Source organism: Aliivibrio fischeri (genome assembly GCA_038993745.2).
GTDB classification, from domain to species: domain Bacteria; phylum Pseudomonadota; class Gammaproteobacteria; order Enterobacterales; family Vibrionaceae; genus Aliivibrio; species Aliivibrio fischeri_B.
Genome location: CP160630.1, coordinates 674840 through 696775, shown reverse-complemented (window position 1 = coordinate 696775; position 21936 = coordinate 674840). Strand labels below are relative to the sequence as shown.

The 21936-nt window shown below is 34.6% G+C and carries 27 protein-coding genes and 1 pseudogene; all 28 read left to right on the top strand.

Annotated elements, in window-relative coordinates:
• Positions 1-309 precede the first annotated feature (309 nt).
• The 28 genes and pseudogenes from AAFX60_017285 (at position 310) to AAFX60_017150 (ending at position 21893) form a co-directional block, all read left to right on the top strand.
• Positions 310-1104 (top strand): hypothetical protein, encoded by a 795-nt coding sequence (locus tag AAFX60_017285; GenBank protein XDF80131.1) that lies wholly within the window; start codon positions 310-312, stop codon positions 1102-1104.
• A gap of 928 nt (positions 1105-2032) precedes the next feature.
• Entirely contained in the window at positions 2033-2803 is a 771-nt protein-coding gene (locus tag AAFX60_017280; protein ID XDF80130.1) for a hypothetical protein, read from the top strand.
• A gap of 145 nt (positions 2804-2948) precedes the next feature.
• A complete protein-coding gene (locus AAFX60_017275) occupies positions 2949-3413 on the top strand; it encodes an ASCH domain-containing protein (protein XDF80129.1) in 465 nt (154 codons plus the stop codon).
• 143 nt (positions 3414-3556) lie between these two features.
• Positions 3557-4270, top strand: a complete 714-nt coding sequence (locus AAFX60_017270) for a hypothetical protein (protein ID XDF80128.1) — start codon at positions 3557-3559, stop codon at positions 4268-4270.
• A gap of 272 nt (positions 4271-4542) precedes the next feature.
• A pseudogene (locus tag AAFX60_017265) lies at positions 4543-5170 on the top strand (LysE family transporter).
• 225 nt (positions 5171-5395) lie between these two features.
• Positions 5396-5707: a DUF6864 domain-containing function gene (locus AAFX60_017260; GenBank protein ID XDF80127.1), complete on the top strand. Its 312-nt coding sequence runs from the start codon at positions 5396-5398 to the stop codon at positions 5705-5707.
• The gene (locus tag AAFX60_017255) at positions 5700-6023 is read left to right on the top strand and encodes a hypothetical protein (protein XDF80126.1); all 324 of its coding nucleotides are present in this window, start codon (positions 5700-5702) and stop codon (positions 6021-6023) included. Before AAFX60_017260 ends, AAFX60_017255 begins: the two co-directional genes overlap by 8 nt.
• A gap of 186 nt (positions 6024-6209) precedes the next feature.
• Positions 6210-6479 (top strand): hypothetical protein, encoded by a 270-nt coding sequence (locus AAFX60_017250; GenBank protein XDF80125.1) that lies wholly within the window; start codon positions 6210-6212, stop codon positions 6477-6479.
• 35 nt (positions 6480-6514) lie between these two features.
• Complete coding sequence (locus AAFX60_017245; GenBank protein XDF80124.1) at positions 6515-6688, top strand: hypothetical protein; 174 nt, start codon at positions 6515-6517, stop codon at positions 6686-6688.
• An 834-nt stretch (positions 6689-7522) separates the two neighbouring features.
• Positions 7523-8011 (top strand): hypothetical protein, encoded by a 489-nt coding sequence (locus AAFX60_017240; protein ID XDF80123.1) that lies wholly within the window; start codon positions 7523-7525, stop codon positions 8009-8011.
• Positions 8012-8154: 143 nt separating this feature from the next.
• On the top strand, positions 8155-8523 hold the full coding sequence (locus tag AAFX60_017235; GenBank protein XDF80122.1) for a molecular chaperone DnaJ: 369 nt from the start codon (positions 8155-8157) through the stop codon (positions 8521-8523).
• A gap of 134 nt (positions 8524-8657) precedes the next feature.
• Entirely contained in the window at positions 8658-9281 is a 624-nt protein-coding gene (locus tag AAFX60_017230; GenBank protein XDF80121.1) for a hypothetical protein, read from the top strand.
• 163 nt (positions 9282-9444) lie between these two features.
• Positions 9445-10308 (top strand): DUF2806 domain-containing protein, encoded by an 864-nt coding sequence (locus AAFX60_017225; protein XDF80120.1) that lies wholly within the window; start codon positions 9445-9447, stop codon positions 10306-10308.
• Positions 10309-10454: 146 nt separating this feature from the next.
• Positions 10455-11159, top strand: a complete 705-nt coding sequence (locus AAFX60_017220) for an aspartate/glutamate racemase family protein (protein XDF80119.1) — start codon at positions 10455-10457, stop codon at positions 11157-11159.
• Between the two features lie 137 nt (positions 11160-11296).
• On the top strand, positions 11297-12118 hold the full coding sequence (locus AAFX60_017215) for a hypothetical protein (GenBank protein ID XDF80118.1): 822 nt from the start codon (positions 11297-11299) through the stop codon (positions 12116-12118).
• Between the two features lie 157 nt (positions 12119-12275).
• Complete coding sequence (locus AAFX60_017210) at positions 12276-13127, top strand: DUF2971 domain-containing protein (protein ID XDF80117.1); 852 nt, start codon at positions 12276-12278, stop codon at positions 13125-13127.
• Positions 13128-13266: 139 nt separating this feature from the next.
• Positions 13267-13884, top strand: a complete 618-nt coding sequence (locus AAFX60_017205) for a hypothetical protein (protein XDF80116.1) — start codon at positions 13267-13269, stop codon at positions 13882-13884.
• A 741-nt stretch (positions 13885-14625) separates the two neighbouring features.
• Positions 14626-15090, top strand: coding sequence for an ASCH domain-containing protein (locus tag AAFX60_017200; protein XDF80115.1), 465 nt, complete (start codon positions 14626-14628; stop codon positions 15088-15090).
• Positions 15091-15246: 156 nt separating this feature from the next.
• On the top strand, positions 15247-15753 hold the full coding sequence (locus tag AAFX60_017195; GenBank protein ID XDF80114.1) for a hypothetical protein: 507 nt from the start codon (positions 15247-15249) through the stop codon (positions 15751-15753).
• A 144-nt stretch (positions 15754-15897) separates the two neighbouring features.
• A complete protein-coding gene (locus tag AAFX60_017190) occupies positions 15898-16521 on the top strand; it encodes a hypothetical protein (protein ID XDF80113.1) in 624 nt (207 codons plus the stop codon).
• Between the two features lie 146 nt (positions 16522-16667).
• A complete protein-coding gene (locus tag AAFX60_017185; protein XDF80112.1) occupies positions 16668-17120 on the top strand; it encodes a GNAT family N-acetyltransferase in 453 nt (150 codons plus the stop codon).
• A 265-nt stretch (positions 17121-17385) separates the two neighbouring features.
• Positions 17386-17829, top strand: a complete 444-nt coding sequence (locus AAFX60_017180; GenBank protein XDF80111.1) for a hypothetical protein — start codon at positions 17386-17388, stop codon at positions 17827-17829.
• 172 nt (positions 17830-18001) lie between these two features.
• The gene (locus tag AAFX60_017175) at positions 18002-18541 is read left to right on the top strand and encodes a hypothetical protein (protein XDF80110.1); all 540 of its coding nucleotides are present in this window, start codon (positions 18002-18004) and stop codon (positions 18539-18541) included.
• A gap of 133 nt (positions 18542-18674) precedes the next feature.
• Positions 18675-19190, top strand: a complete 516-nt coding sequence (locus AAFX60_017170; protein XDF80109.1) for a ClbS/DfsB family four-helix bundle protein — start codon at positions 18675-18677, stop codon at positions 19188-19190.
• 155 nt (positions 19191-19345) lie between these two features.
• Positions 19346-20131: a hypothetical protein gene (locus AAFX60_017165; protein ID XDF80108.1), complete on the top strand. Its 786-nt coding sequence runs from the start codon at positions 19346-19348 to the stop codon at positions 20129-20131.
• Positions 20132-20272: 141 nt separating this feature from the next.
• Positions 20273-20902 (top strand): hypothetical protein, encoded by a 630-nt coding sequence (locus tag AAFX60_017160; protein XDF80107.1) that lies wholly within the window; start codon positions 20273-20275, stop codon positions 20900-20902.
• Positions 20899-21477, top strand: coding sequence for a DUF262 domain-containing protein (locus tag AAFX60_017155; protein ID XDF80106.1), 579 nt, complete (start codon positions 20899-20901; stop codon positions 21475-21477). Before AAFX60_017160 ends, AAFX60_017155 begins: the two co-directional genes overlap by 4 nt.
• Positions 21453-21893 carry a hypothetical protein gene (locus tag AAFX60_017150; protein ID XDF80105.1) on the top strand — a complete coding sequence of 147 codons (441 nt, stop codon included), beginning with the start codon at positions 21453-21455 and terminating at the stop codon, positions 21891-21893. The genes AAFX60_017155 and AAFX60_017150 overlap by 25 nt, the downstream gene beginning before the upstream one ends.
• Positions 21894-21936 lie beyond the last annotated feature (43 nt).

Below are 21936 nucleotides of genomic sequence, written 5' to 3'. Positions count from 1 at the left end.
AGCCGTTCAAATGGTGTAAAAAATGTATCTGTTTTCCATTTACTTTATCTCGCAATTTAAGAACATTTTGTTCGCTTAATCGGCATCGGTAAATTAAAATCAGAGCTTAGAAAATCTTGGCAGAGCAGTTCTTTACCAAGCTAGCCAAGCCGAAAGAGAGTCCGCACAACAATCGCATCAACACGATTTATTACACTCGGCGTTCTGGGTTTATCTTTAGTTTTGTGATTAAGGCGGTTAAATTCAGGTCGGTTTGCATGGTAATAAACGTGTTATGCAAGCGTTATGCAACATGATAAAGGGTACAGCATGAGTAATAGAGACGATTTTACCGAATCAACAAAAAGGACATTAGCAGAAAGAGTTGGTTATCGTTGTTCAAATCCAAAATGTGGTGTTGCAACAGCAGGAGCTAAAATAGGTTGTACAAACAAAGCTGCTAAAATCGGAGTCGCTGCGCATATAACAGCAGCAGCACTTGGAGGTGCGAGATACGATCCAAAGCTGACAACTAGTCAAAGAAAAAATATATCTAATGGAATATGGCTTTGTCATTCTTGCTCGGTTTTAATTGATAATGACGAATTTAATTATAGCGTTGAACATATTAATGGTTGGAAGTCTCAAGCAGAATTAAGTGCAAATGCTCGAATAGGAAAGCGATCGAACAATGCAAATGATGCACTATTCCATCAAGCTGAGTCTGCGCGAATAAAGCAATTTATCGACTTTATCTATGATTTATTTTATGAGTTTGATTTGGGATTAGGTAGCTTGTCTGTAGATGTTTATTATGTAGACAAGTTTGTGTTTGAAAAAATCATTAATATCGACAACCACCATCAAACCTATCAGCAAGAATATCGTTCTTATGATTTTCATATTCAAAATGTGCAAAGTGAGATTATGGATATCATATATTTTTATAAGAACTTCTTAATTGAAAATAATTACTATGAATTAGCTAATAGCTTCAAGTTACGAGAGGACCGTCAGTATTACTATAGTCAAGAACTCGAAAACAAAGTTGAATGTATGTGTACCAAATTAAAAGGACTAAGTAGTTTAGTATATGAATTACATCAGTTTCGTGAGAGGCGATGATGTTGCATAACAAATGCATCAACACGATTTGCTACATTCGGCATTCTAGGTTTCTTTGGTTTACTGTATTAAGTGGTAAATTTAGGTTTAATTTGCATAGTAGCAAACGTGTTATGCAGGCGTTGTGCGTACTGAGTCCGAAATTTTTTGCACGGTTCATCAAAAGGATCGCGGCTTTTGTAGTTTCGGCTTAGTAAGCGTAAATTTCTTCTTTGTTGCCTTTTGGTTTTCATTTCATCAGGTTCGGCAAATTAGCCCTTATTTCCCTAAGTTCAGGCGTTTCAGAAGCTATTTTACGCTTCAATTGTTCTTTGGTTATGCCTCATTTTAGTTTGCATCAGTGTTTTCCTCGTAGCACTTTCAATCCCAATTGTTGTTAGGATATTTGGTTTATCAGTTCCAAATCTGCTGAAACCAAGCCGTTCAAATGGTGTAAGAAATGTATCTGTTTTCCATTCACTTTATCTCGCAATTTAAGAACATTTTGTTCGCTTAATTGGCATCGGTAAATTAGAATCTAGGCTTAGAAAATATTGGCAGGGCAGTTCTTTACCAAGCTAGCCAAGCCTAAAGTAAGCACGCACAACAATCGCATCAACACGATGCTTATTACATTCGGCGTTTTTGGTTTGAAGTGTAATTGGTTTGGTAAAGCTAGTCGTCAGCACGTGTTATGCAAGCGTTATAAGTATTTGGTGGCTAATCGAGTATTAATAAAAGAAAATTAGGAGGGAGCCCCTCCTAAAATAAATCTTACTTAGACTTTGGTGGGTTATTACCGCGGCCAGAACCTGATGGGTTACCTGTTTTACTTGGTCCATTTACTGGAGTATTACCTTTTGCCATAATATTTTCCTTTATAATTAAGTTATGTCTAGATTAGACAAGATAAAATTTATCATTACTCGCAGGGACAAATAGGTACAAAATGGAAAAAATCATAAAAAAAATTGAGAGCCAAAACATAAAACGAGAAATAAAAGAGATATTATCAGTTTTATGTTGGAGTGTTCCTAAATTTACCAGTAAGTATATTATCGACACTAGTGATAGAGATGTTCCTGACCACGAAATAAAAACTTGTCAAGAAAAAATAAAGCAGCAATTAAGAAGAGATACAACTCCAAAAGAAAAATTAGTCCCACTTTTAAACTTTCTAAAAGCTACCGAGGAATACTCTAAATTAATTATTGATAACAAAATTCCAAAATTCGAACCATTGACTGGGCTGTTTAGCGATTATGCCATTATTCTAAGAGAGGAATCGAATCCTATTAATAGGAAAGTCTTAGAGGTAGCAGCAGCGTACGCATTAGCTATTGGAACCGCGTGGGGATTTAATATTGTTCCTATTTATACTAGTGATGATTATGAAAAACGTTACATTGTGATTTGGGAGGGGGATGTGGGGCATAATTGTGGTTCAGGTACTTGGGGACCAGCTATGTGTGAAGTTGCTGAAAGTCACTTTGGAAGCTTGTTTGTGGATAGCGCTGAACACGTGTTTGATACAACTCTACGTTGCATTGATGAAGTTATTGGCTACTCAAATGGAGCTTTGATTCTTAGTGGGCGCCGTTACGCAAATGATGATTCCAATAATTATCCGTCATTGAAATATTTAGTAAAATTAAGTAAGAATACTGAGAATAAGTGGGAATTAAATGAAGAAGAATTTCTTTCTAAAAAATACTTATAACAAATGCATCAACACGATTTGCTACATTCGGCGTTGTCAGTTTGCCTTTAGTTTCAGTGATTAAAGCAGTAAAATTCAGTTAAGTCTGTATCGTAGCAAACGTGTTATGCAGGCGTTATATTGCGAAAATAATTAAGAGGATTTCATGGAAGAACAGTCTCAAATCTACTTGAATAAGTACCTAAGCTCACTTTCTGAAATTGAGCGTGAAAAGTATCAATCATTCAGTTCAGACTATTTCTGTGCCGATGAGCATAATGCTAATTTATGTGCTGAATTAATCCGAATTGGTCAAAAGACAGCAACTTGTAGCTTAAATGTTTGGTATGAATCTGGTGAAGAACCAATGCCAACCGTTGGTCACTTACAAGTGGTCGTTGATTGGAATGGGAAACCAATTTGTATCATTGAAATTGATTCAGTTGAAACGTGTAAATATAACGAAGTAACCGCTGAATTTGCTCATGCAGAAGGCGAGGGCGACCGTTCATTAAAATGGTGGCGTGAAGCCCATTGGCGTTTCTTTGCTGCTGAATGTTCAGAGTTAAATATTAAGCCTAGTGAGGACATGGTTCTTGTATTGGAACGATTTCATGTCGTTTATCAATAGGCAATATAACAAAGCAATCAACACGATTTATTACATTCGGCATTGTAGGTTTGTCTTTGGTTTCGGTGTTTAAGGCAGTAAAATTCAGTTAAGTCGTTGTAGTAATAAACGTGTTATTGCGGCGTTAGGCACATGGAGTAAATATGCTATTAACCGATTTAATTAGTGAAGTACAAAGGAAAATAGGTCGAAATATCATTTTATTTCAACAGCTTGAAGGGTTATTGAAGTATGTTCTTACATTTCGGGAAATTGATGGCCGTATAAGTGAACTGCAAGATATTATTGAATTTAAAAAAGCTTCCATAAGTAGACAAACGATGGGGCAATTAGTTGGACAGTTTATAGAGAATAAGAGTCAAAACGAAAGTATAAGAAGTGCTGATGACCATGAAGAACCTTATATATCTTTCAAATTTTGGATTGATAATGAGGATTTTTATTTAAATAAAAAAGAATCATTATCCAAATTAGTTCAAGAAAGGAATAAATTAGTTCATCATTTACTTCTTGAGCTTGATTTAAAATCGATTGATAGCTGTGAACACATTAGCAAAAGGCTAGATATACAATGTGAGCATATACGTTCAGAAATCAATGCGACTCAGTCTTTTATTAAAGCATTAGCAGACGGTAAAAAAACAATGTCGGAATTTATTTCTTCAGATGCCTATAAGCAAGAGCTAATAATTCAAGTTTTACGGTTAAATAGTTTGGTACTTATGCTTACTAAAATTGCAAAGGAAACAGCTAGAAAGGATGGTTGGACTTTATTGCATTCAGCTAGTTATTTATTAAAAAATATGAACCCGAAGAGTGGGAATCACTTCGTAAAAGTACGGAACATAAATCATTAAAGTCATTGATGCTTAAAACAGAATTGTTTGAATTTAGTGAAGAGAAAACTAGAAAAGGCGGCATTAGAGTTTTATACAAGCTAAAAACTGATAGTGGGTTGGCATATGCCTAACAAATGCATCAACACGATTTATTACACTCGGCGTTCTGGGTTTGCCTTTAGTTTTGTGATTAGTGCGGTTAAATTCGGTTGGTTTGCATGGTAATAAACGTGTTATGCAAGCGTTATATGCATTTTAAGCTCAAGGGCTATTTTATTGGATTGTAGATAATGGAATATTTATTGGTTCTTATTCATGTGGCTTTAATTTGGATGCTAGCTGTTGCGACGCCTGGTGCTAATGTCCTTTTAACGATCAACACTGCACTTAATTACGACCGTAAAATTGCGGCTTTTTCTGCTTTCGGTGTTAGTTGTGCGACGTTACTGTGGTCGTTTTTTGGTGGCTCAGGCTTAGTTATTCTCTTTTCTCATTTCCCTCAATTATTTGGTTTAATGAAAGTGGTAGGTGGCAGTTATTTATTATATTTGGGAATGCGTCAGATTTATCTAACTCGAAAAATAAAGAGATTAGGTGAGTTAACTGAAATCAATCAAACGATATCACCATCGAAAAGAAAGGTTTTTATTTCAGCTTTTATCACCAGTATTTTAAATCCAAAAACGGGTTTCTTCGTCGTTAGTTTATTCAGTGTTTCTATGCCTGAAAACATGAGTACAACGATGATATTTGCAATCATGCTAACAATGCCTCAATTACGCTTAGTTGGCATTTATTTTTAGCTACGGCGTTTTCTCATGAATCAGCTAAAAGTGCTTATGCTCGTATTTCTGGGTCATGGATTATGTCACAGGAGGATTGTTTACTATTTTTGGCATCAAAGTAATGACCTCATAGTAAGAATGGTTGTTTGCATATAACAAATGCATCAACACGATTTGCTACACTCGGCATTCTAGGCTTCTTTGAGTTTACCGTGTTAAGTGGTAAATTTTGACTTAATCGGTATGGCAGCAAACGTGTTATGCAGGCGTTAACTGTCTTTGGTACTCGTTATAATTTTTTTAGGATATAAAGTTGAAAATATTAAATAATGAATTTGAGGTTTATAAGTAAGGAACCTTGTTTGTTCCAAATATGGAGCAAACCTTATTTGTTCTATCTCAAGAACCAAATAGATTAGAGGTTATTTTCCGTATTGAAATTATTGAGAATGGAGGTGAGGGATTGCGTAATAATATAGAAAATGATTATACATTAGCTTTCATATTCACAAATCCTCCTAAAGGTGGTTATAGCCATGCTTCACCTCAAAAAATTGGTCACATAGATGGAAAGGAGTTATATGGAGCATTTCATGTGGAGATTATGGGTGATAATCAAGCATACAACCTAACATATAGTTTTTATGTTAAGGAGATAACTAATGGGTAAAACAGGAATTGAGTTGCCGCCAATTCCTAAAACAGGAATAAATGCAAATCCAGAGCAAGTAAAAGCCTTGTTTGATCTTCATTCAGAAACTCATAAGGTCAATGTTGCTTCGAAAGATAAATTGATGGAAAAGTTATTTTCGCCTAATTTTTTAGTCTTTATTGTGACTATCTTAGTTATTATTTCTGGTTTCATTTTTATGGCAAAAGAGAGTTCTAGCTTTGATGGAATCTTTAAGTTCTGGCAATTAATTTTACCAATCGTAACTACATATATCGGATATGCAATCGGAAAAGGGAAGCAAAAAGACAGTTAACAAATGCATCAACACGATTTACTACACTCGGCATCTCAGGTTGTCGGGTGTTTCTCGTTTTAGGGTGTTAATTTTAAGTATAATTGCGTAGTAGTAAACGTGTTATGCAGGCGTTATAACTCAATGCATATTGACCAACCTTGTAACTGTACGTATCCTCAGTGTTTTATTTTAGAGGATTGTGCAATGGTTAAAGTTAGTAAGTATGTATTAGTAATTCATGAAGATAGCTTGATGAATGAAAGTGTGTTCGAGGTACATAGTGAACAACCTTTCTCGGGGATTAGTGTAGGAGTGTATTTGAGTCATCAGATTGATGCCGCTTGGATAAATCCTCCTAAAGGAAATAATGAGAAATTTGTAATATCTGAGATAGAACAATCATTTCCATACGACAGTAATTTTAAAACGCAACAAACTAATATTGTTGTGAAAAAAGTAGCCTACAAGTTCTGAGTTATAACAAACAATTTAAGAATGATTCCCAACGCATGACATTTTTCATTTCATCGTTGGGTTTTGTGTTTAAGGTCGTATGGTTACAGTTTCGTGGCAGCGTTACTCGCACCTTAATTGGGCTTGGTTCTGGTTTACTTGTTGGATCTGTTTCAACGGTGTTACCTAGCTTACAATTTTGGTATTTTGGTATTTTGGTATTGGATTAATTTTAATCAATTACGTTATTGTTATAAGTTCCAAAGAAAATGACCTGCTGGAAATAAGATGATCAAGGTAGTGATTATAATGTTGAAGGTAAGTAGTTACGGTTTCAGTAACACCCTCAGATGGTTATAACAAATGCATCAACACGATTTGCTACACTCGGCGTTGTCAGTTTGCCTTTAGTTTCAGTGATTAAGGCAGTAAAATTCAGCTTGGTCTGTATAGTAGCAAACGTGTTATGCAGGCGTTACACGAACTAAAGATTGCAGCTTTTTGGCTCAGTTCGGCGATAGAACCATTCGATTTTTAGATGTGAAAATAGGGTGGTTTTCCTTCTTCTTTGTTTCATTTTAATTTTCATTTCACAGGTTCGGCAATTGACTATTGTCGGCCTAACTTCATGCGTTTCAGAGGCATTTTTACGCTTCAATGGTTCTTTTGTGTTGCCTCATTTTATCCTGCATTCGTGCTTTGCTCGTAGCATTTTCAATCCCAATTGTGGCAAAGATATTTGGTTTATCAGCTCAAAACTTGCTGAAACCAAATCGTTCAAATGGTGTTAGAAAAAGGGTTGTTTCGTTTCACAGTTATTGCTGTTGATTGGATATTTTGCTCGCTTAATTGAGCCAGTCTAATTAAAATCGTTTAATAGAAAATATTGGTAAATCAGTTCTTTAGAAATTAAAGCAAAGCGTTGACAAAGATCGTGTAACAAAGCAATCAACACGATGCTAATTACACTCGGCGTTTGTGGTTTGGAGTATAATTGGCTTTGAAAGTCGGTCGTTCGCACGTGTTATTGCGGCGTTAAGTTTTTTAGGAGAGTATGGTGATATATGAATGACAATCTGTTATCTGAGCTTAAGAAATTACAAAAAACTCGAGGTGATTTATTAGCATTTTCTAATCATGATGAGTTTTTACCTTGGTCAGATGAAATTTCTCCTCTTTTAGAATTTGATAAGTCTTTGTGTGAGAAATTTATCTTTTGGTCTGATCATGTTAAGTCTGCTTATCGAATGGGGCGTTCTCATCATGATGCTTTAGGTGAGTGTATTGGTGTGGTAAACCAAGCGATAAAAAAGTTAGAACTTAAGCCTACTTTAGAAATAGAACCACTGAAAAATAAATCAACTGCTGATATTGAATACCCCAGCAAAGTTACTCTTAAATGGCTATATCAACATGTACCATGGTCTATTTGGGGTGGTCTTATTGGTGCCTTGATGACTGCATTTTCGCTCGGGTTGTTTTTTTCTGAAACGGATCTATATAAATCACTCAAGCAAAGTAGTGAGATTAGTACAACGAAAGCAAAAACTTAACAAAGCAATCAACACGATGCTAATTACACTCGGCGTTTGTGGTTTGAAGTATAATTGGTTTGGAAAGTAAGGTGTTCGCACGTGTTATTGCGGCGTTATGTGTTCGATTTAGTAATTTGGTCATAAATTCAGAGTGAATTGAAATGGATAATATCACAGCTAATCTACATCTTTGTAAGCATTGTAATGAAACAGGAACTTGTACAACTGGCAGCGAGGGTAATAGTTGCGTTGCTTGCATTAAATACCATGATTTAAAGGTTAGCAAAGTATATAAAGGTCTTGCCTGTGGTACTTGTGGCGGTCTTGGTATGTCAGAACCTTTAACTGAGCGACTAAACAAAAGAACAAAACCACTATTGGCAATTGGTATCGTATTCACGCTATTAATTTTCACATTTATTTTAGGTTTGATTAATAGCGAACATTTCTCTACTTTCCTTGCATTTTCAGGAACTTTAATCGGAAGTATAATCACTTTTTACTTTAGTAATGCCAACAAAAACACATAACAAATGCATCAACACGATTTGCTACATTCGGCATTCTAGGTTTCTTTGAGTTTACCGTGTTAAGTGGTAAATTTGAGCTTAATCTGCATAGTAGCAAACGTGTTATGCAGGCGTTATATTTTTAAGAGGAATGTATGAAGTTTATTGATAGCGCAGGGATTGTAGCTTTTCTTACGGCTTACTTTTATTGTGTAAGCACCGCTTTTACTTATGGTTACTTTTATACATTAGGTTTAGATAGTGATTTACTCGACCGTAACTTCCATCAAGTCATTTATCATGGAATGATAACTAGCTTGGAAAATGCAATTTATCTTTCGGCTTTTATTCTTTTGTTTGGTTTTTTTTATTCAAACTGGTGCTTCTTTATTTTCTATTATATTAAAAAAAGTTTTTCACATGGACGCCGGTTGGTGAGACTAAAGAAGAAAATTAATTTACCGACCAAAAAACTATCAAAAAGAGAATTAAGTATTAAAGCCGTATTTAGTAAGTCGGTTGGAGTATTTTTAGTAGTTATAGGCTTCCTATTTGTTTTGATTGTCTATGAAAAGTCAGGGATGGAGCAAGCCAATGAATTGAGAGTAAGGATCTCCGAAGGGAAATCTACAATTATGAAATCATCGCAATATAAAGGTGAGTTAACTTTTTTATATTGTGGTTCTAGAAACTGTGCTGGATACAATCCCGAAACTGAAGAGGTGATTTATATCCAGCAACAATATATATCAATTGATAACAACAAAATAAAAATATAACAAATGCATCAACACGATTTACTACACTCGGCATCTCAGGTTGTCGGGTGTTTCTCGTTTTAAGGCGTCAATATTAAGTATAATTGCATAGTAGTAAACGTGTTATGCAGGCGTTATGCAGTATTTTTAGTTATTAATAGTAATAGTAAAAGGAAATTGTACTTTGGAAGGTTCATTAATTAATATCGATTTAGGTGAGTTTGGCAAAGCTGCAAATACATTAGTAGAAAAAATCTCTGGGGCTGCAGGGATATTATATAAGCCCCACGCTATAGTTAAGCAAGCTAAAGCTGAGTCTAAAGCGCGTATTATCGAAGCAAAAACTGATGTTGAAATTGGTGAGCTTCAATCTAGAACTCTTGCTCGAGTTATTAATCAAGAAGAAAGGAAGCAACTTAATTACGAAAATATAATTCGTAAAACATTAGATGTTTTACCTAAAAATGCTAAGCCAGAAAATATTGATGAAGATTGGTTAGCTTATTTTTTTGATAAATGTTCGAGTGTATCGGATAAGGATATGCAATATTTATGGTCAAGTTTATTATCGCAAGAAGCAGAGGTTGAGGGGCGGTTTTCTAAAAGAACAGTTGATTTTATCTCTACAATGAGTAAAAAGGAAGCACAGCAATTTTCAGAATTATGTGGTTTTATTATATATTTGCATGATAAGTCATACATAGTAATTAATGATCTTAATAATGGAAACCATTTTGGTACAGGGCTTACATATAGCGATTTAGTTCACATGGAAAGTATTGGCTTACTAAGCTTTAGTTCGGGTAGTTTTCAAATTACTGCTTTACCAAAAGCACCTAAGGTTACTTATCATGATAGAACGGTATCGTTATTATTGCCTGAAACAGTAAAAGAAGATTGTGGGTATGTTTTAGATATTGGTGGTGCGGTATTAACTCCTTTAGGACATGAGCTATCGCAGTTGTGTCAGAGTAATATCAATGAAGAATTTTACGATTCAATAATTAAAGTATGGGAAGGTTTGAATTTCATTGATCATACTGCATAACAAATGCATCAACACGATTTGCTACACTCGGCGTTGTCAGTTTGCCTTTGGTTTTAGTGATTAAGGCAGTAAAATTCAGCTAAGTCTGTATCGTAGCAAACGTGTTATGCAGACGTTATATTGCTTTTTAAGGTATGGAGTTCAAAATGAAAACAATTGGGATGTTAGGTGGTATGAGTTGGGAATCTACCGCAAGTTATTACAAAGCTATTAATGAAGGTGTAAAAACCGAACTTGGTGGCCTTAATTCTGCGAAAATCTGCCTATACAGCGTAAACTTTGATGAAATCGAAAAGTTACAACATCAGGGTAAGTGGGATGAAACTGCATTAATTCTTGCTGAGGCTGCAAAATCGGTTGAAGCTGGTGGTGCTGATTTCCTAATTATTTGCACTAACACAATGCATAAAGTTGCTCCTGAAATTGAACGTAACATATCAATCCCAATCCTTCATATTGCTGATGCAACAGCTAATAAATTGGTTATTGATGGTATTAAAAAAGTTGGGCTGCTTGGTACTCGTTTTACAATGGAGCAGGATTTCTATAAAAGTCGTTTGGTCGAAAAATTTGGTATTGAAGTTGTTGTACCAGAAGAGAATTATCGTACGACTGTTCATAACATTATTTACGACGAATTGTGCAGAGGTGTTATTAACTCTGACTCAAGAGAAAAGTATTTAAGTATCGTTAAAAGTTTGCATGAGCAGGGCGCTGAAGCTGTTATTTTAGGTTGTACTGAAATAGCTCTACTTATTCAGCAAGCACATACAGAAGTTCCATTATACGACACAACTGAAATTCATGCGGCTCAAGCTGTTCAATTAGCGATTTCAGATATGGCAATATAACAAATGCATCAACACGATTTACTACACTCGGCAATCCCAGTTTGCCGGGTGTTTCTCGTTTTAAGGCGTAAATTTTAAGTATAATTGCATAGTAGTAAACGTGTTATGCAGGCGTTAAACCTATTTAGGAGAGTTTAGTGTTAGGATTTATAGAGTGGATTCCATCGTTGGCTACAACTGGTGGTCTAGGTTTGGCTTTATTTTTAAGTAAAAATTTATTTGTAACAAGACTGACTAATGCAATTAAACATGAATATGATGAAAAATTAGAAAAAATTAAAGCTTCCCATCGGACAGTAGAACAGCGTCTACAAAACGAGATTCAAAAACGAGAGAATGAGATCGCTACAATTCGTGAATCTGCTCTTTCTGGATTAGCACACAGGAAATCGTTACTTTTTGAGCGTCAGTTAGAAGCTGTAGATCAATTATGGCAATCATATGTAGCACTTTCTCCTGCTAAAGTTGTTTCAACTATGATGTCTCGAGTTAAAATTGGGGAAGTTTCTAAAACCATTAAAAGCGATTTGAATATGCAGAGCTTCTTCAAACTCATTGGTCAAAATGTTGATATGGAAAAATTAGGAGCATCACAATCAGCAAATTTAAGGCCTTTCATTTCTGAAACTATATGGGCATATTTTTCGGCATACCAATCAATTGTTCTACATTATGTAGTATTGGCTAAAATATTTGAGTTAGGCTTGGAAGAAAAGTTAACTAAATCAGATGAATTAGTTAATTTAATAATTAAAGTATTACCTCATCAAAAAAAATTTATTGAAGAGTATCAAATTGAAGGTGCTTTTTATTTACTCGAAGAAATTGAGGGAAAATTGCTTGAAGAAATACATAACTTTCTATCAGGGAAAGGAGTCAGTGAAGAACGCTTGAAAGAAGCTGCTCAAATCATTAAACATTCTGAACAATTAAGAGTTAAAGATAAGGCTGCAAGTTAAATCTCGTTATAAATAGGTTTAACAAATGCATCAACACGATTTACTACACTCGGCATCTCAGTGTTGTCGGGTGTTTCTCGTTTTAAGGCGCCAATATTAAGTATAATTGCATAGTAGTAAACGTGTTATGCAGGCGTTAGCACAATTGGGGAACAACGTGACTTCTAAAATTCTTTATAAATATCGAGATTTCGAAAAATATACAATATTGGGTTTATATAATCAAAATTTTTGGTTACCAGTACCTAACCAATTAAATGATCCTTTTGATGCACAATTGGTACCTGTTATCAAAAGTATTTCTGAAAATGAGTTCTTTTCTGAATTAGATAGCTTCGTTAGTTATTGGTTAACTCAAGGATATAATTTCAAATTTAAAGAAAAAGATAAACTGTATGTAGAGGGTAAGCCATCTGCAATCCTTTGCGATAATGTTGAGGCTTTTGTACGCTGTTTTAATAATTTAGCTGCTAAAATTGGTATCTATTCTTTATCAGAAACAAATATAAACTCAACAATGTGGTCTCATTATGGCGATGAACATAGAGGTATTTGTATTGGCTATAAAGCGGAAGAGTTATTAAAAATAAAAAACATATCTCAGAAAACTACTTTATTACAAGTTAAGTACTGTGATGAGAAAGATCTAACTCGTAATGCATATTTACATTATGTCCGTTCTAATATGGGCGCAGACGTAGGTTTGTTAATTGACTATATTATTTCTTTAATGGCAACAAAATCAAATGATTGGGCTTATGAAAAAGAATGGAGACTTTTAGTCCCAGAGTCAGGAAATTCATTGCTTAGCTATAATTCTAACGCAATAAAAAGCATTTCTTTTGGTATTAGGACTCCAGCAAATGTTAAAAAACAGGTAAGAGAATTTTTTTCAGGGCGCAATATTGAATTTTATCAATCTATTCGGCATCAAGAGTATATTGGGTTAGATATTGAAGCTATGGATGAAACTAGCGAGCATTGGAGCACTCAATATGAATCGTGCTAACAAATGCATCAACACGATTTGCTACACTCGGCGTTGTCAGTTTGCTTTTAGTTTCAGTGATTAAGGCGTTAAAATTCAGCTAAGACTGTATCGTAGCAAACGTGTTATGCAGGCGTTAGGCGAATTAAGTGGATAAATTATGAAAAAGAACGTGATAGATTTGGTTTCTGAAAATACTGACAGTGTATTATCACTTCTCTTGGAAGACAGTATTCTTGGTGAATTGCCTTTAATTGGTAATATTGTTACTGCTTTTCGTTTGAAAAAAGATGTTTCTAATGCCTTGTTTTCTAAAAAATTAGAGTCTTTTTTAAATCATTTAAAAACCAATGGTATTAATAATAAACCATTGGATATCAAGGATATAAAAAAATTGGATACGATTAGTATCAATATGTCTCTGATTATTGATAATGCAAATAGTATCGATAAACCAAGGTGGCTAGCTGAAGCTTTTATCTCATTAAATAATGGTATTATTACACTTGATATATTTGAACGTGTAATTTACGCAATTGATATATTTTCCCCTGCTTTAATTAAACCGTTGTTATCTTGCTATTCACACAAAGCTAAACCTTTTGATCTTACTCAATCTCATAAGCGTGGAAAAGAACATTATGAAGAATTAGCAAATCTTGGTTTGTTAAGGAGAGACTTCAAGCTTAATGCGTTAAATAATGAATTAAAAGTTAGCTATGAAACAACAAATTTAGGTGCAGCTTTAGCTCAAATAATTACGAAGAGTGGCTTATAACTTTTAGGCATTCGCCTAACAAATGCATCAACACGATTTGCTACACTCGGCATTCTAGGTTTCTTTGAGTTTACCGTGTTAAGTGGTAAATTTGAGCTTAATCTGCACAGTAGCAAACGTGTTATGCAGGCGTTATGCGTACTGAGTCCGAAATTTTTTGCACGGTTCATCAATAGAAACGAGACTTTTGTAAGCGCTATTTAGCTATCACAAATCCTCTTTTTTTGTTGCCTTTTAGTATTTGTTTCATCAGGTTCGGCAATTAAGCATTGTCGGCCTAAATTCAGGCGTTTCAGAGGCATTTTTACGCTTCAATGGTTCTTTGGTATTGCCTCATTTTAGCCTGCATCCGTGTTTTCCTCGCCGCATTTTCAATCCCAATTGTGGTTAGGATATTTGGTTTATCAGCTCAAAATCTGCTGAAACCAAACCGTTCAAATGGTGTAAAAAATGTATCTGTTTTCCATTTACTTCATCTCGCAATTTAAGAACATTTTGTTCGCTTAATTGGCATCGGTAAATTAAAATCAAGGCTTAGAAAATCTTGGCGGAGCAGTTCTTTACCAAGCTAGCTAAGCCGAAAGATAGTCCGCACAACAATCGCATCAACACGATTTATTACACTCGGCGTTCTGAGTTTGTCTTGGGTTTCGTGATTAAGGCGGTTAAATTCAGGTTGGTTTGCATGGTAATAAACGTGTTATGCAAGCGTTATATTGCGAAAATAATTAAGAGGATTTCATGGAAGAACAGTCTCAAATCTACTTGAATAAGTACCTAAGCTCACTTTCTGAAACTGAGCGTAAAAAATATCAATCATTCAGTTCAAACTATTTCTGTGCTGATGAGCATAATGCCAATCTATGTGCTAAATTAATCCGAATTGGTCAAAAGACAGCAACTTGTAGCTTAAATGTTTGGTATGAATCTGGTGAAGAACCAATGCCAACCGTTGGTCACTTACAAGTGGTCGTTGATTGGGATAGGAAACCAATTTGTATCATTGAAATTGATTCAGTTGAAACGTGTAAATATAACGAAGTTACGGCTGAATTTGCTCATGCAGAAGGCGAGGGCGACCGTTCATTAAAATGGTGGCGTGAAGCTCATTGGCGTTTCTTTGTTGCTGAATGTTCAGAGTTAAATATTAAGCCTAGTGAGGACATGGTTCTTGTATTGGAACGATTTCATGTCGTTTATCAATAGGCAATATAACAAAGCAATCAACACGATTTATTACATTCGGCGTTGTAGGTTTGTCTTTGGTTTAGGTGTTTAAGGCGGTAAAATTCAGCTAAGTCGTCATAGTAATAAACGTGTTATTGCGGCGTTATGTGCTATCTCAGTATACAAGGAATTTTGATGATATTTGAATGGTTTTCTATAGTGTTTTCTGAACCTACAGAACAAGCAAAGTTGTTTACTGTCGCTATCTCGACAACTCTTGCTGTTACACTCTTATTATTAAACCAATGGTTTATTAGGAAACGAGATAGAAAAGAAAGGGTTATAGAAAAGCTAGAAGAGCTTACAGGATCGGTACATGAGTTTTACTCGTTAGGTGCCGAGGTAAATCGCTCGCTCAATCTAGGTAAGAATTATGATGAAAAGCTTATTGAAAAGTTTGTAGGGCTTGGAATCAGGATTGACACTTTATGTAGTCTATATTTTCGTAAGTCAAAGATAGATACGACAATATCTACAAATATCATTAGTTTAGGTATGGATGAATTAAGTGAACCCAAGCTCGAAAGTGGAGATACGATTCCTAGCGACCACCCTTATATAGAAGCTAATGAAGAGCTTCATATTTGGTTTGAAGCGGCGCAATTAAAATTGGAAAAATTAATAAATCAGCACGTAAAATAGCACATAACAAATGCATCAACACGATTTATTACACTCGACGTTCTGGGTTTGCCTTTGGTTTTGTGATTAAGGCGGCTAAATTCAGGTTGGTTTACATAGTAATAAACGTGTTATGCAGGCGTTATGAGTCTAAATTAAAAGGAAATGTATTTGAATTTCAATAAAATTGTAACAGTTGTTTCTGTTGCGTTGTCAGTTATTGCGGTTTTTGTATCTTTGCATGCTAACAATATTAGTGAAAAGGCTTATCAGCTTTCTTTAAATTCGTATAACTCTGAGCGTGTTATCGTTTTGAAAATGGAAAAAGTAAAGTCGAAGATCTCTTTAATTCCAGTATCTAAAGATTCATTACTTCATAGTGTAACTATTAATTTGCCAAATGATTTAGATATGAAGTCAATTTCATTGGGATCTCCTAACTTTACTTTTGACGATGACGTTTTTTCAGCGTTTGTTACTGAACACATATCAACATTTAACTTATCTGAAAATGGTGTGATTAAAACACTTAATCATTTTAGTATTCCAGCACTATTTTCCATTAGTGGTTACATAAAAGGTAACTCTAAATTTCAGGTATCATATTATGATCTTATTTTTAAAGTTATTATTACTCCAGAGAAAACGGATGTAGAACTTAATGCTATTGTAATCAAAGAACCTCAAGTATTCAGTACTGATTATTCACGTTATATAGAAGATGTATTTATTGAAAAGACAAAAGTATTCGAAGATGCGAATAATTTAAACCATAAAATAGATTCATAACAAGTGCATCAACACGATTTGCTACATTCGGCATTCTAGTTTCTTTTTGTTTACCGTGTTGAGTGGTAAATTTAGGCTTAATCTGCATGGTAGCAAACGTGTTATGCAGGCGTTAAATGCTTCAAAGACTTTGAGAGGAAAATGGTTTGATTGAGTTTAAAAAAATATCATCAGGTTTAGCCCCAATGAAATTATTACTTGAAGCAGATCCATCTCAAGAATGTATTAATAAGTATCTGAATAGTTCTGACTGTTTCGGTGCTTTTAAAAATCATGAAATAGTCGGTATTTGTATTAGTAAGCAGCTTAGTTCTTCTGTGGTCGAAATCTACAATATTGCGATAGCTCCGGAATATCAACAAAAAGGTATTGGCTCAAATCTCCTCAAATTTGTATTAAACGAATTAGCTTTGAATGGCTACAGTAACGTAGAGCTAGGAACGGGAACTTTTGGCTATCAATTGTCGTTTTATCAACGGCATGGGTTTCGAGTTGACTCAATCGTAAAAGATTTCTTTCTCGATAATTATGATGAAGACATCTATGAAAATGGTATTCAGCACAAAGATATGTTGCGGTTAGTTTGTAGATTACTTTAAATCGCATTTAACAAAGCAATCAACACGATTTATTACATTCGGCATTGTAGGTTTGTCTTTGGTTTTGATGTTTAAGGCAGTAAAATTCAGCTAAGCCGTCGTAGTAATAAACGTGTTATTGCGGCGTTATGCCGCTCAACCTGAATGGAAACTGAATCAATGTCATATAAGAGAATGTTTATAGTAGTTGCGTAAGTTTAGAACTGAACAACTTTGTATTTAAGTGATAGTTTACAAGACTTTATAAAATAAATGAACGAGCGTTATGAATAAAGTTTTAGTTATTATAGGTTGTATTTTACTCTCTGGTTGTTCTGCTGATTTAAGTACATTACAGGAAGGGAGTTCAGTCTCTGCACATTACGCTAAAAACATGAGAACTAAATGTGTTTTTGATAGTAGTCCAAATATTGAATATAAACATATTAAACCTTTAAAAGCAGCTAGAGGAACTTATGGCTCAGTAAGTCGAGTTATGCCAAAGTTACTTGAGAATGCCGATAGAGCAGGTGCAAATACAGTTGTTAATTTTCAAGGTGGTCAACGCTTTGGGTTTTGGCCTTGGCGAATTGTTCGACCTGTAATGTACGGAACAGGTGTAAATTGGAAAGGAAAAAGCGATTTAGAATGTAAAGCTCTTGGTGGTAGAGTTTATGCGATAGAGTCTAATCGTAGAGTTTACGATATTACTAACTCTCTAGGTCAATAACACTTAGTTAATTATGTAAGCTTATAGTTTCGGCATAACAAATGCATCAACACGATTTACTACACTCGGCATCTCAGATTGCCGGGTGTTTCTCGTTTTAGGGCGTCAATTTCAAGTATAATTGCATAGTAGTAAACGTGTTATGCAGGCGTTATGTTTTTACGAGGTGAAAATGAATAATGTCAAAGAGTTACATGGTCGGTTGACGGTCTTACACTCATTTTTTCGGTCGCACTCCTGTTTTCTTGCTCTTGAACATAAGTGCCAAGAGTTAGATCGTGAGTTTGGTGGCTTGTGTCCATATACACATATCCACAATGTGTTACTTTGTGATGCAGTAACAAGTTGGTGTAAATTGTTTGGTTCGTGGAAAGATGAGGGGCATTGGAAGAAGTTAATACCAGAGGAATATCATCAGAAATTTATAGATTCACTGCTTAAATCAACAAAGCTAAGTCTCGCCGAATTTAACGAATATCGAGAAGAAATGGTTTTGTTTCGTAATAAGTGGGTAGTACATCATGACATTCATTTTGAACAACAACCGGTTCCATTTTTTGAAACAGCTCATAATAGTGCGTTGACATTGAATATGTTCATTCGTGAACATGCAGACGGTGAAATTATCTATGACGGTCCAGAATGTATGTCAACTTTTGGTGATCAAGTTGCAGAAGCAATGTTATCTAAACTTATTCAAACCAAAACATAACAATCGCATCAACACGATTTACTACACTCGGCATCTCAGATTGTCGGGTGTTTCTCGTTTTAAGGCGTCAATATTAAGTATAATTGCATAGTAGTAAACGTGTTATGCAGGCGTTATGTGAATGGAGTCTAAAATGTCCTCAGTCCCAAAAAATAAAGATGAGTTAGTTGATGCGATTAGCTCTATTTCATCTAAATTATTGGTTGATTATCAATCTATTCCATCGGAGTTATCTCGTGATTTGGAAATTGAAGGAAACGTAAAAAATACAAAAGTTAGTGTTTGCGATACTCTTTCATATTTAATAGGTTGGGGTAAGCTTGTTCTTAAATGGTATCAACTAAAATCAAATGGAAAGCCTGTAGATTTCCCTGAAACCGGTTATAAATGGAATCAACTAGGTGAATTAGCTCAAAGCTTCCAAGCTCATTATAAAGACTGGGATTTCGTTGATTTACAGCTTGAGTTTAAATCGACAACTAAAGAAGTTTTAGAACTAATTAATAGCCTTGATAATTATGCTTTATATGAAATCCTGTGGTATGAGCAATGGACGTTAGGACGAATGATCCAATTTAATACATCGTCACCAATGAAAAATATGAGAACAAAAGTAAGACGCTTTAAAAAGGCTCATGGGATCAATTAGGCAATTCACATAACAAATGCATCAACACGATTTGCTACATTCGGCATTCTAGGTCTCTTTGGGTTTACCGTGTTTAGTGGTAAATTTAAGTTTAATCTGCATAGTAGCAAACGTGTTATGCAGGCGTTAGCTGCTTTTATATATACGAGGATTTTATGGCTATTTGTGCCTATTGTAAAAATGATGATAAGCTTACTAGGGAACATGTAATTCCTAATTTTATGTATAAATTTCAAAAGGAAAAATTAGGTAAGCATATTGGTTGGAATGAAAAAGCCGGTAAAATGATACCTTCTGAAATGATTGTAAAAGATGTATGTGGGGAATGTAATAATGTTAAGTTAGGGGAACTCGATGATTATGCCCAGAAATTTGTAACTAGTAATGGAATTATGGTCGAAAATTTTGTCAAATCGAGTATTGATTTGTCATATGATTTCCATCTTTTACTAAGATGGTTACTAAAAATTTCTTTTAATTCGACTCGCTCAGCTAGTTCACATCCAGAACTATTTGATAAGTATATATCTTATATTCTTGATAATGATGCATCATTGTGTTCTCAAGATTGTTTTCTAATGATTGGTTTGGTTAAACCAAGAATATTAAATAGCTCTGAAATTCAAGGTTTTCAAGATAATAATTATACAGTGACTAGTCAAGGAGAGTTAAATCCGTTTCACGTACGAATATCGGTCGTGGTTCAAGCAGATGATAGCTTTGTTATGAGACTAGTTATTATCGGCGCTTTAATGTTTTATATACCTATATTTAAGCAAGAAATGAAAATTGGCTTTAAAAAATCTAAAATCAAATCATTTTTGAAAAATAATAAAAATGTAGTTTTAATCAATGATAAAAAATCGGTTCAAACGTTAAGTCAGATGAATATAGATTTCATCGATGCTTATGAAGCTCAAGCCACTAGAGTACGCAGCTAACAATCGCATCAACACGATTTACTACACTCGGCATCTCAGGTTGTCGGGTGTTTCTCGTTTTAAGGCGTCAATATTAAGTATAATTGCTTAGTAGTAAACGTGTTATGCAGGCGTTATGTAATTCATAGAAAAGGGAGATATATGGAAAACAACATAGAAGGGAAGTTGGATTTGATAAAAAAGGAGCTTCTTTCCACTGACTCTGAAATGTTTTTGCGTAAGCATATAATTTTTGGTGACAGCTTTTGGTTAGATAGTGTTTTATATTATGAGCTTAAAGAAGAGATTGCATCTCATTTTAAAGTTCATCCAAGTTGCGTTTTTTTGGTTGGCTCAGGTAAATTAGGTTTCAGTTTATCTGAAAAGAAGGTATTTGACTCAGAAACTAAAGAATTAAAAGAAACTAAACCAAGATTTAGAGCTTTTGGAGATGAATCCGATCTGGATATTGCTATAGTGTCGCCATCGCTTTTTAATGATTATTGGCGTCAAGTTTATACATATAGTAGGGAGAATCCTTCATGGTATAAAGGCAAACAATTTAAACAAAATATGTTTGAAGGTTGGATGAGACCAGATCAGCTACCATCGTCACCTGGTAAATTTCAAGTGCGCAAAGAGTGGTTTTCATATTTCTCTAAGCTAACAGCTTCTGGTAAGTATGGAGATTTAACAATTGCAGCTGGTTTATATGCAGACTGGCAATTTGTTGAAGCCTATCAATTAAAATCGATTAATGAATGTAAAACTTTCTTGGAGTTAGAAGAATGAAAACAGTTGCAACTAATAAAAAACTACGAGAACTAATCGTAGGTCTTGATAATGGTTCTTTGATTGCTCGTCCTGACTTTCAACGCAGATTAGTGTGGACTAATAAGGAAAAAGTCGCTTTTATCGATACTGTTTTACAAGGTTACCCATTCCCAGAAATATACTTAGCAGCAGGCGACGTTGATGCAACTACTGGTATTGCAACAGAATATTTGGTTGATGGGCAACAGCGAATTACGACGCTTCATCACTATTTTAAAGAAAGTGATGAAATTGAGCTTCTTGATAATATGCCTAAGTATAGTGAATTGTCAGATGAAGCGAAGAAAGCGTTTCTTCAATACGATGTTGTGGCTCGCGATTTAGGTGACTTACCAATTGAAGATATCAAAGATATCTTTCAAAAGATTAATGCAACCAGTTATTCACTTAATGCAATGGAAATCGATAATGCTAGATTTGGGGGGCATTTAAAACTTTTGGTGAAAAAATGTCAGAAGACGATTTTTTTAATAATGTCAATTTTTTTACTGCGAATGATATTCGCAGAATGCAAGATTTACGATATTGCTTAACTTTAGTTTCAACCATGTTAACTGGATACTTCAATGCTTCTAGTAAGCTCGAACAATTTCTCTCTACTTATAATGATGTTTTTGACGAAGAAGAAGAAATTAACAGTCGAATACAGAAAAACTTTAGACTAATAGAATCTTTAAGTTTTGACAAAAAATCTAGAGTTTGGAATAAAGCAGACTTTTTTACGTTATTTATTGAACTGGATAAGCAGTATGTATCAAAAGATATATCACCTGATATCGTAAAACTTGAGAGAATTCTAAAATCTTTTTATTCTTCTTTAGAAGGTAAAATAGATTCTGACAAGCTTGAAGAGGCTCAGGCAAAATATCATCATGCAGCAATACAAGGTAGCTCTAGTCGTTCAAGGCGTATAGAAAGAGCTGAAGTCATCCGTACCATAATTACATAACAAATGCATCAACACGATTTACTACACTCGGCATCTCAGGTTG

Coding starts and splice junctions, on each gene's coding strand:
- AAFX60_017275 (XDF80129.1), top strand. CDS start 2,949: ATGGAAGAACAGTCTCAAATCTACTTGAATAAGTACCTAAGCTCACTT.
- AAFX60_017250 (XDF80125.1), top strand. CDS start 6,210: ATGGTTAAAGTTAGTAAGTATGTATTAGTAATTCATGAAGATAGCTTG.
- AAFX60_017195 (XDF80114.1), top strand. CDS start 15,247: ATGATATTTGAATGGTTTTCTATAGTGTTTTCTGAACCTACAGAACAA.
- AAFX60_017170 (XDF80109.1), top strand. CDS start 18,675: ATGTCCTCAGTCCCAAAAAATAAAGATGAGTTAGTTGATGCGATTAGC.
- AAFX60_017175 (XDF80110.1), top strand. CDS start 18,002: ATGAATAATGTCAAAGAGTTACATGGTCGGTTGACGGTCTTACACTCA.
- AAFX60_017230 (XDF80121.1), top strand. CDS start 8,658: ATGAAGTTTATTGATAGCGCAGGGATTGTAGCTTTTCTTACGGCTTAC.
- AAFX60_017220 (XDF80119.1), top strand. CDS start 10,455: ATGAAAACAATTGGGATGTTAGGTGGTATGAGTTGGGAATCTACCGCA.
- AAFX60_017280 (XDF80130.1), top strand. CDS start 2,033: ATGGAAAAAATCATAAAAAAAATTGAGAGCCAAAACATAAAACGAGAA.
- AAFX60_017245 (XDF80124.1), top strand. CDS start 6,515: ATGACATTTTTCATTTCATCGTTGGGTTTTGTGTTTAAGGTCGTATGG.
- AAFX60_017255 (XDF80126.1), top strand. CDS start 5,700: ATGGGTAAAACAGGAATTGAGTTGCCGCCAATTCCTAAAACAGGAATA.
- AAFX60_017240 (XDF80123.1), top strand. CDS start 7,523: ATGAATGACAATCTGTTATCTGAGCTTAAGAAATTACAAAAAACTCGA.
- AAFX60_017235 (XDF80122.1), top strand. CDS start 8,155: ATGGATAATATCACAGCTAATCTACATCTTTGTAAGCATTGTAATGAA.
- AAFX60_017200 (XDF80115.1), top strand. CDS start 14,626: ATGGAAGAACAGTCTCAAATCTACTTGAATAAGTACCTAAGCTCACTT.
- AAFX60_017155 (XDF80106.1), top strand. CDS start 20,899: ATGAAAACAGTTGCAACTAATAAAAAACTACGAGAACTAATCGTAGGT.
- AAFX60_017165 (XDF80108.1), top strand. CDS start 19,346: ATGGCTATTTGTGCCTATTGTAAAAATGATGATAAGCTTACTAGGGAA.
- AAFX60_017205 (XDF80116.1), top strand. CDS start 13,267: ATGAAAAAGAACGTGATAGATTTGGTTTCTGAAAATACTGACAGTGTA.
- AAFX60_017270 (XDF80128.1), top strand. CDS start 3,557: ATGCTATTAACCGATTTAATTAGTGAAGTACAAAGGAAAATAGGTCGA.
- AAFX60_017180 (XDF80111.1), top strand. CDS start 17,386: ATGAATAAAGTTTTAGTTATTATAGGTTGTATTTTACTCTCTGGTTGT.
- AAFX60_017150 (XDF80105.1), top strand. CDS start 21,453: ATGCAAGATTTACGATATTGCTTAACTTTAGTTTCAACCATGTTAACT.
- AAFX60_017190 (XDF80113.1), top strand. CDS start 15,898: ATGTATTTGAATTTCAATAAAATTGTAACAGTTGTTTCTGTTGCGTTG.
- AAFX60_017160 (XDF80107.1), top strand. CDS start 20,273: ATGGAAAACAACATAGAAGGGAAGTTGGATTTGATAAAAAAGGAGCTT.
- AAFX60_017285 (XDF80131.1), top strand. CDS start 310: ATGAGTAATAGAGACGATTTTACCGAATCAACAAAAAGGACATTAGCA.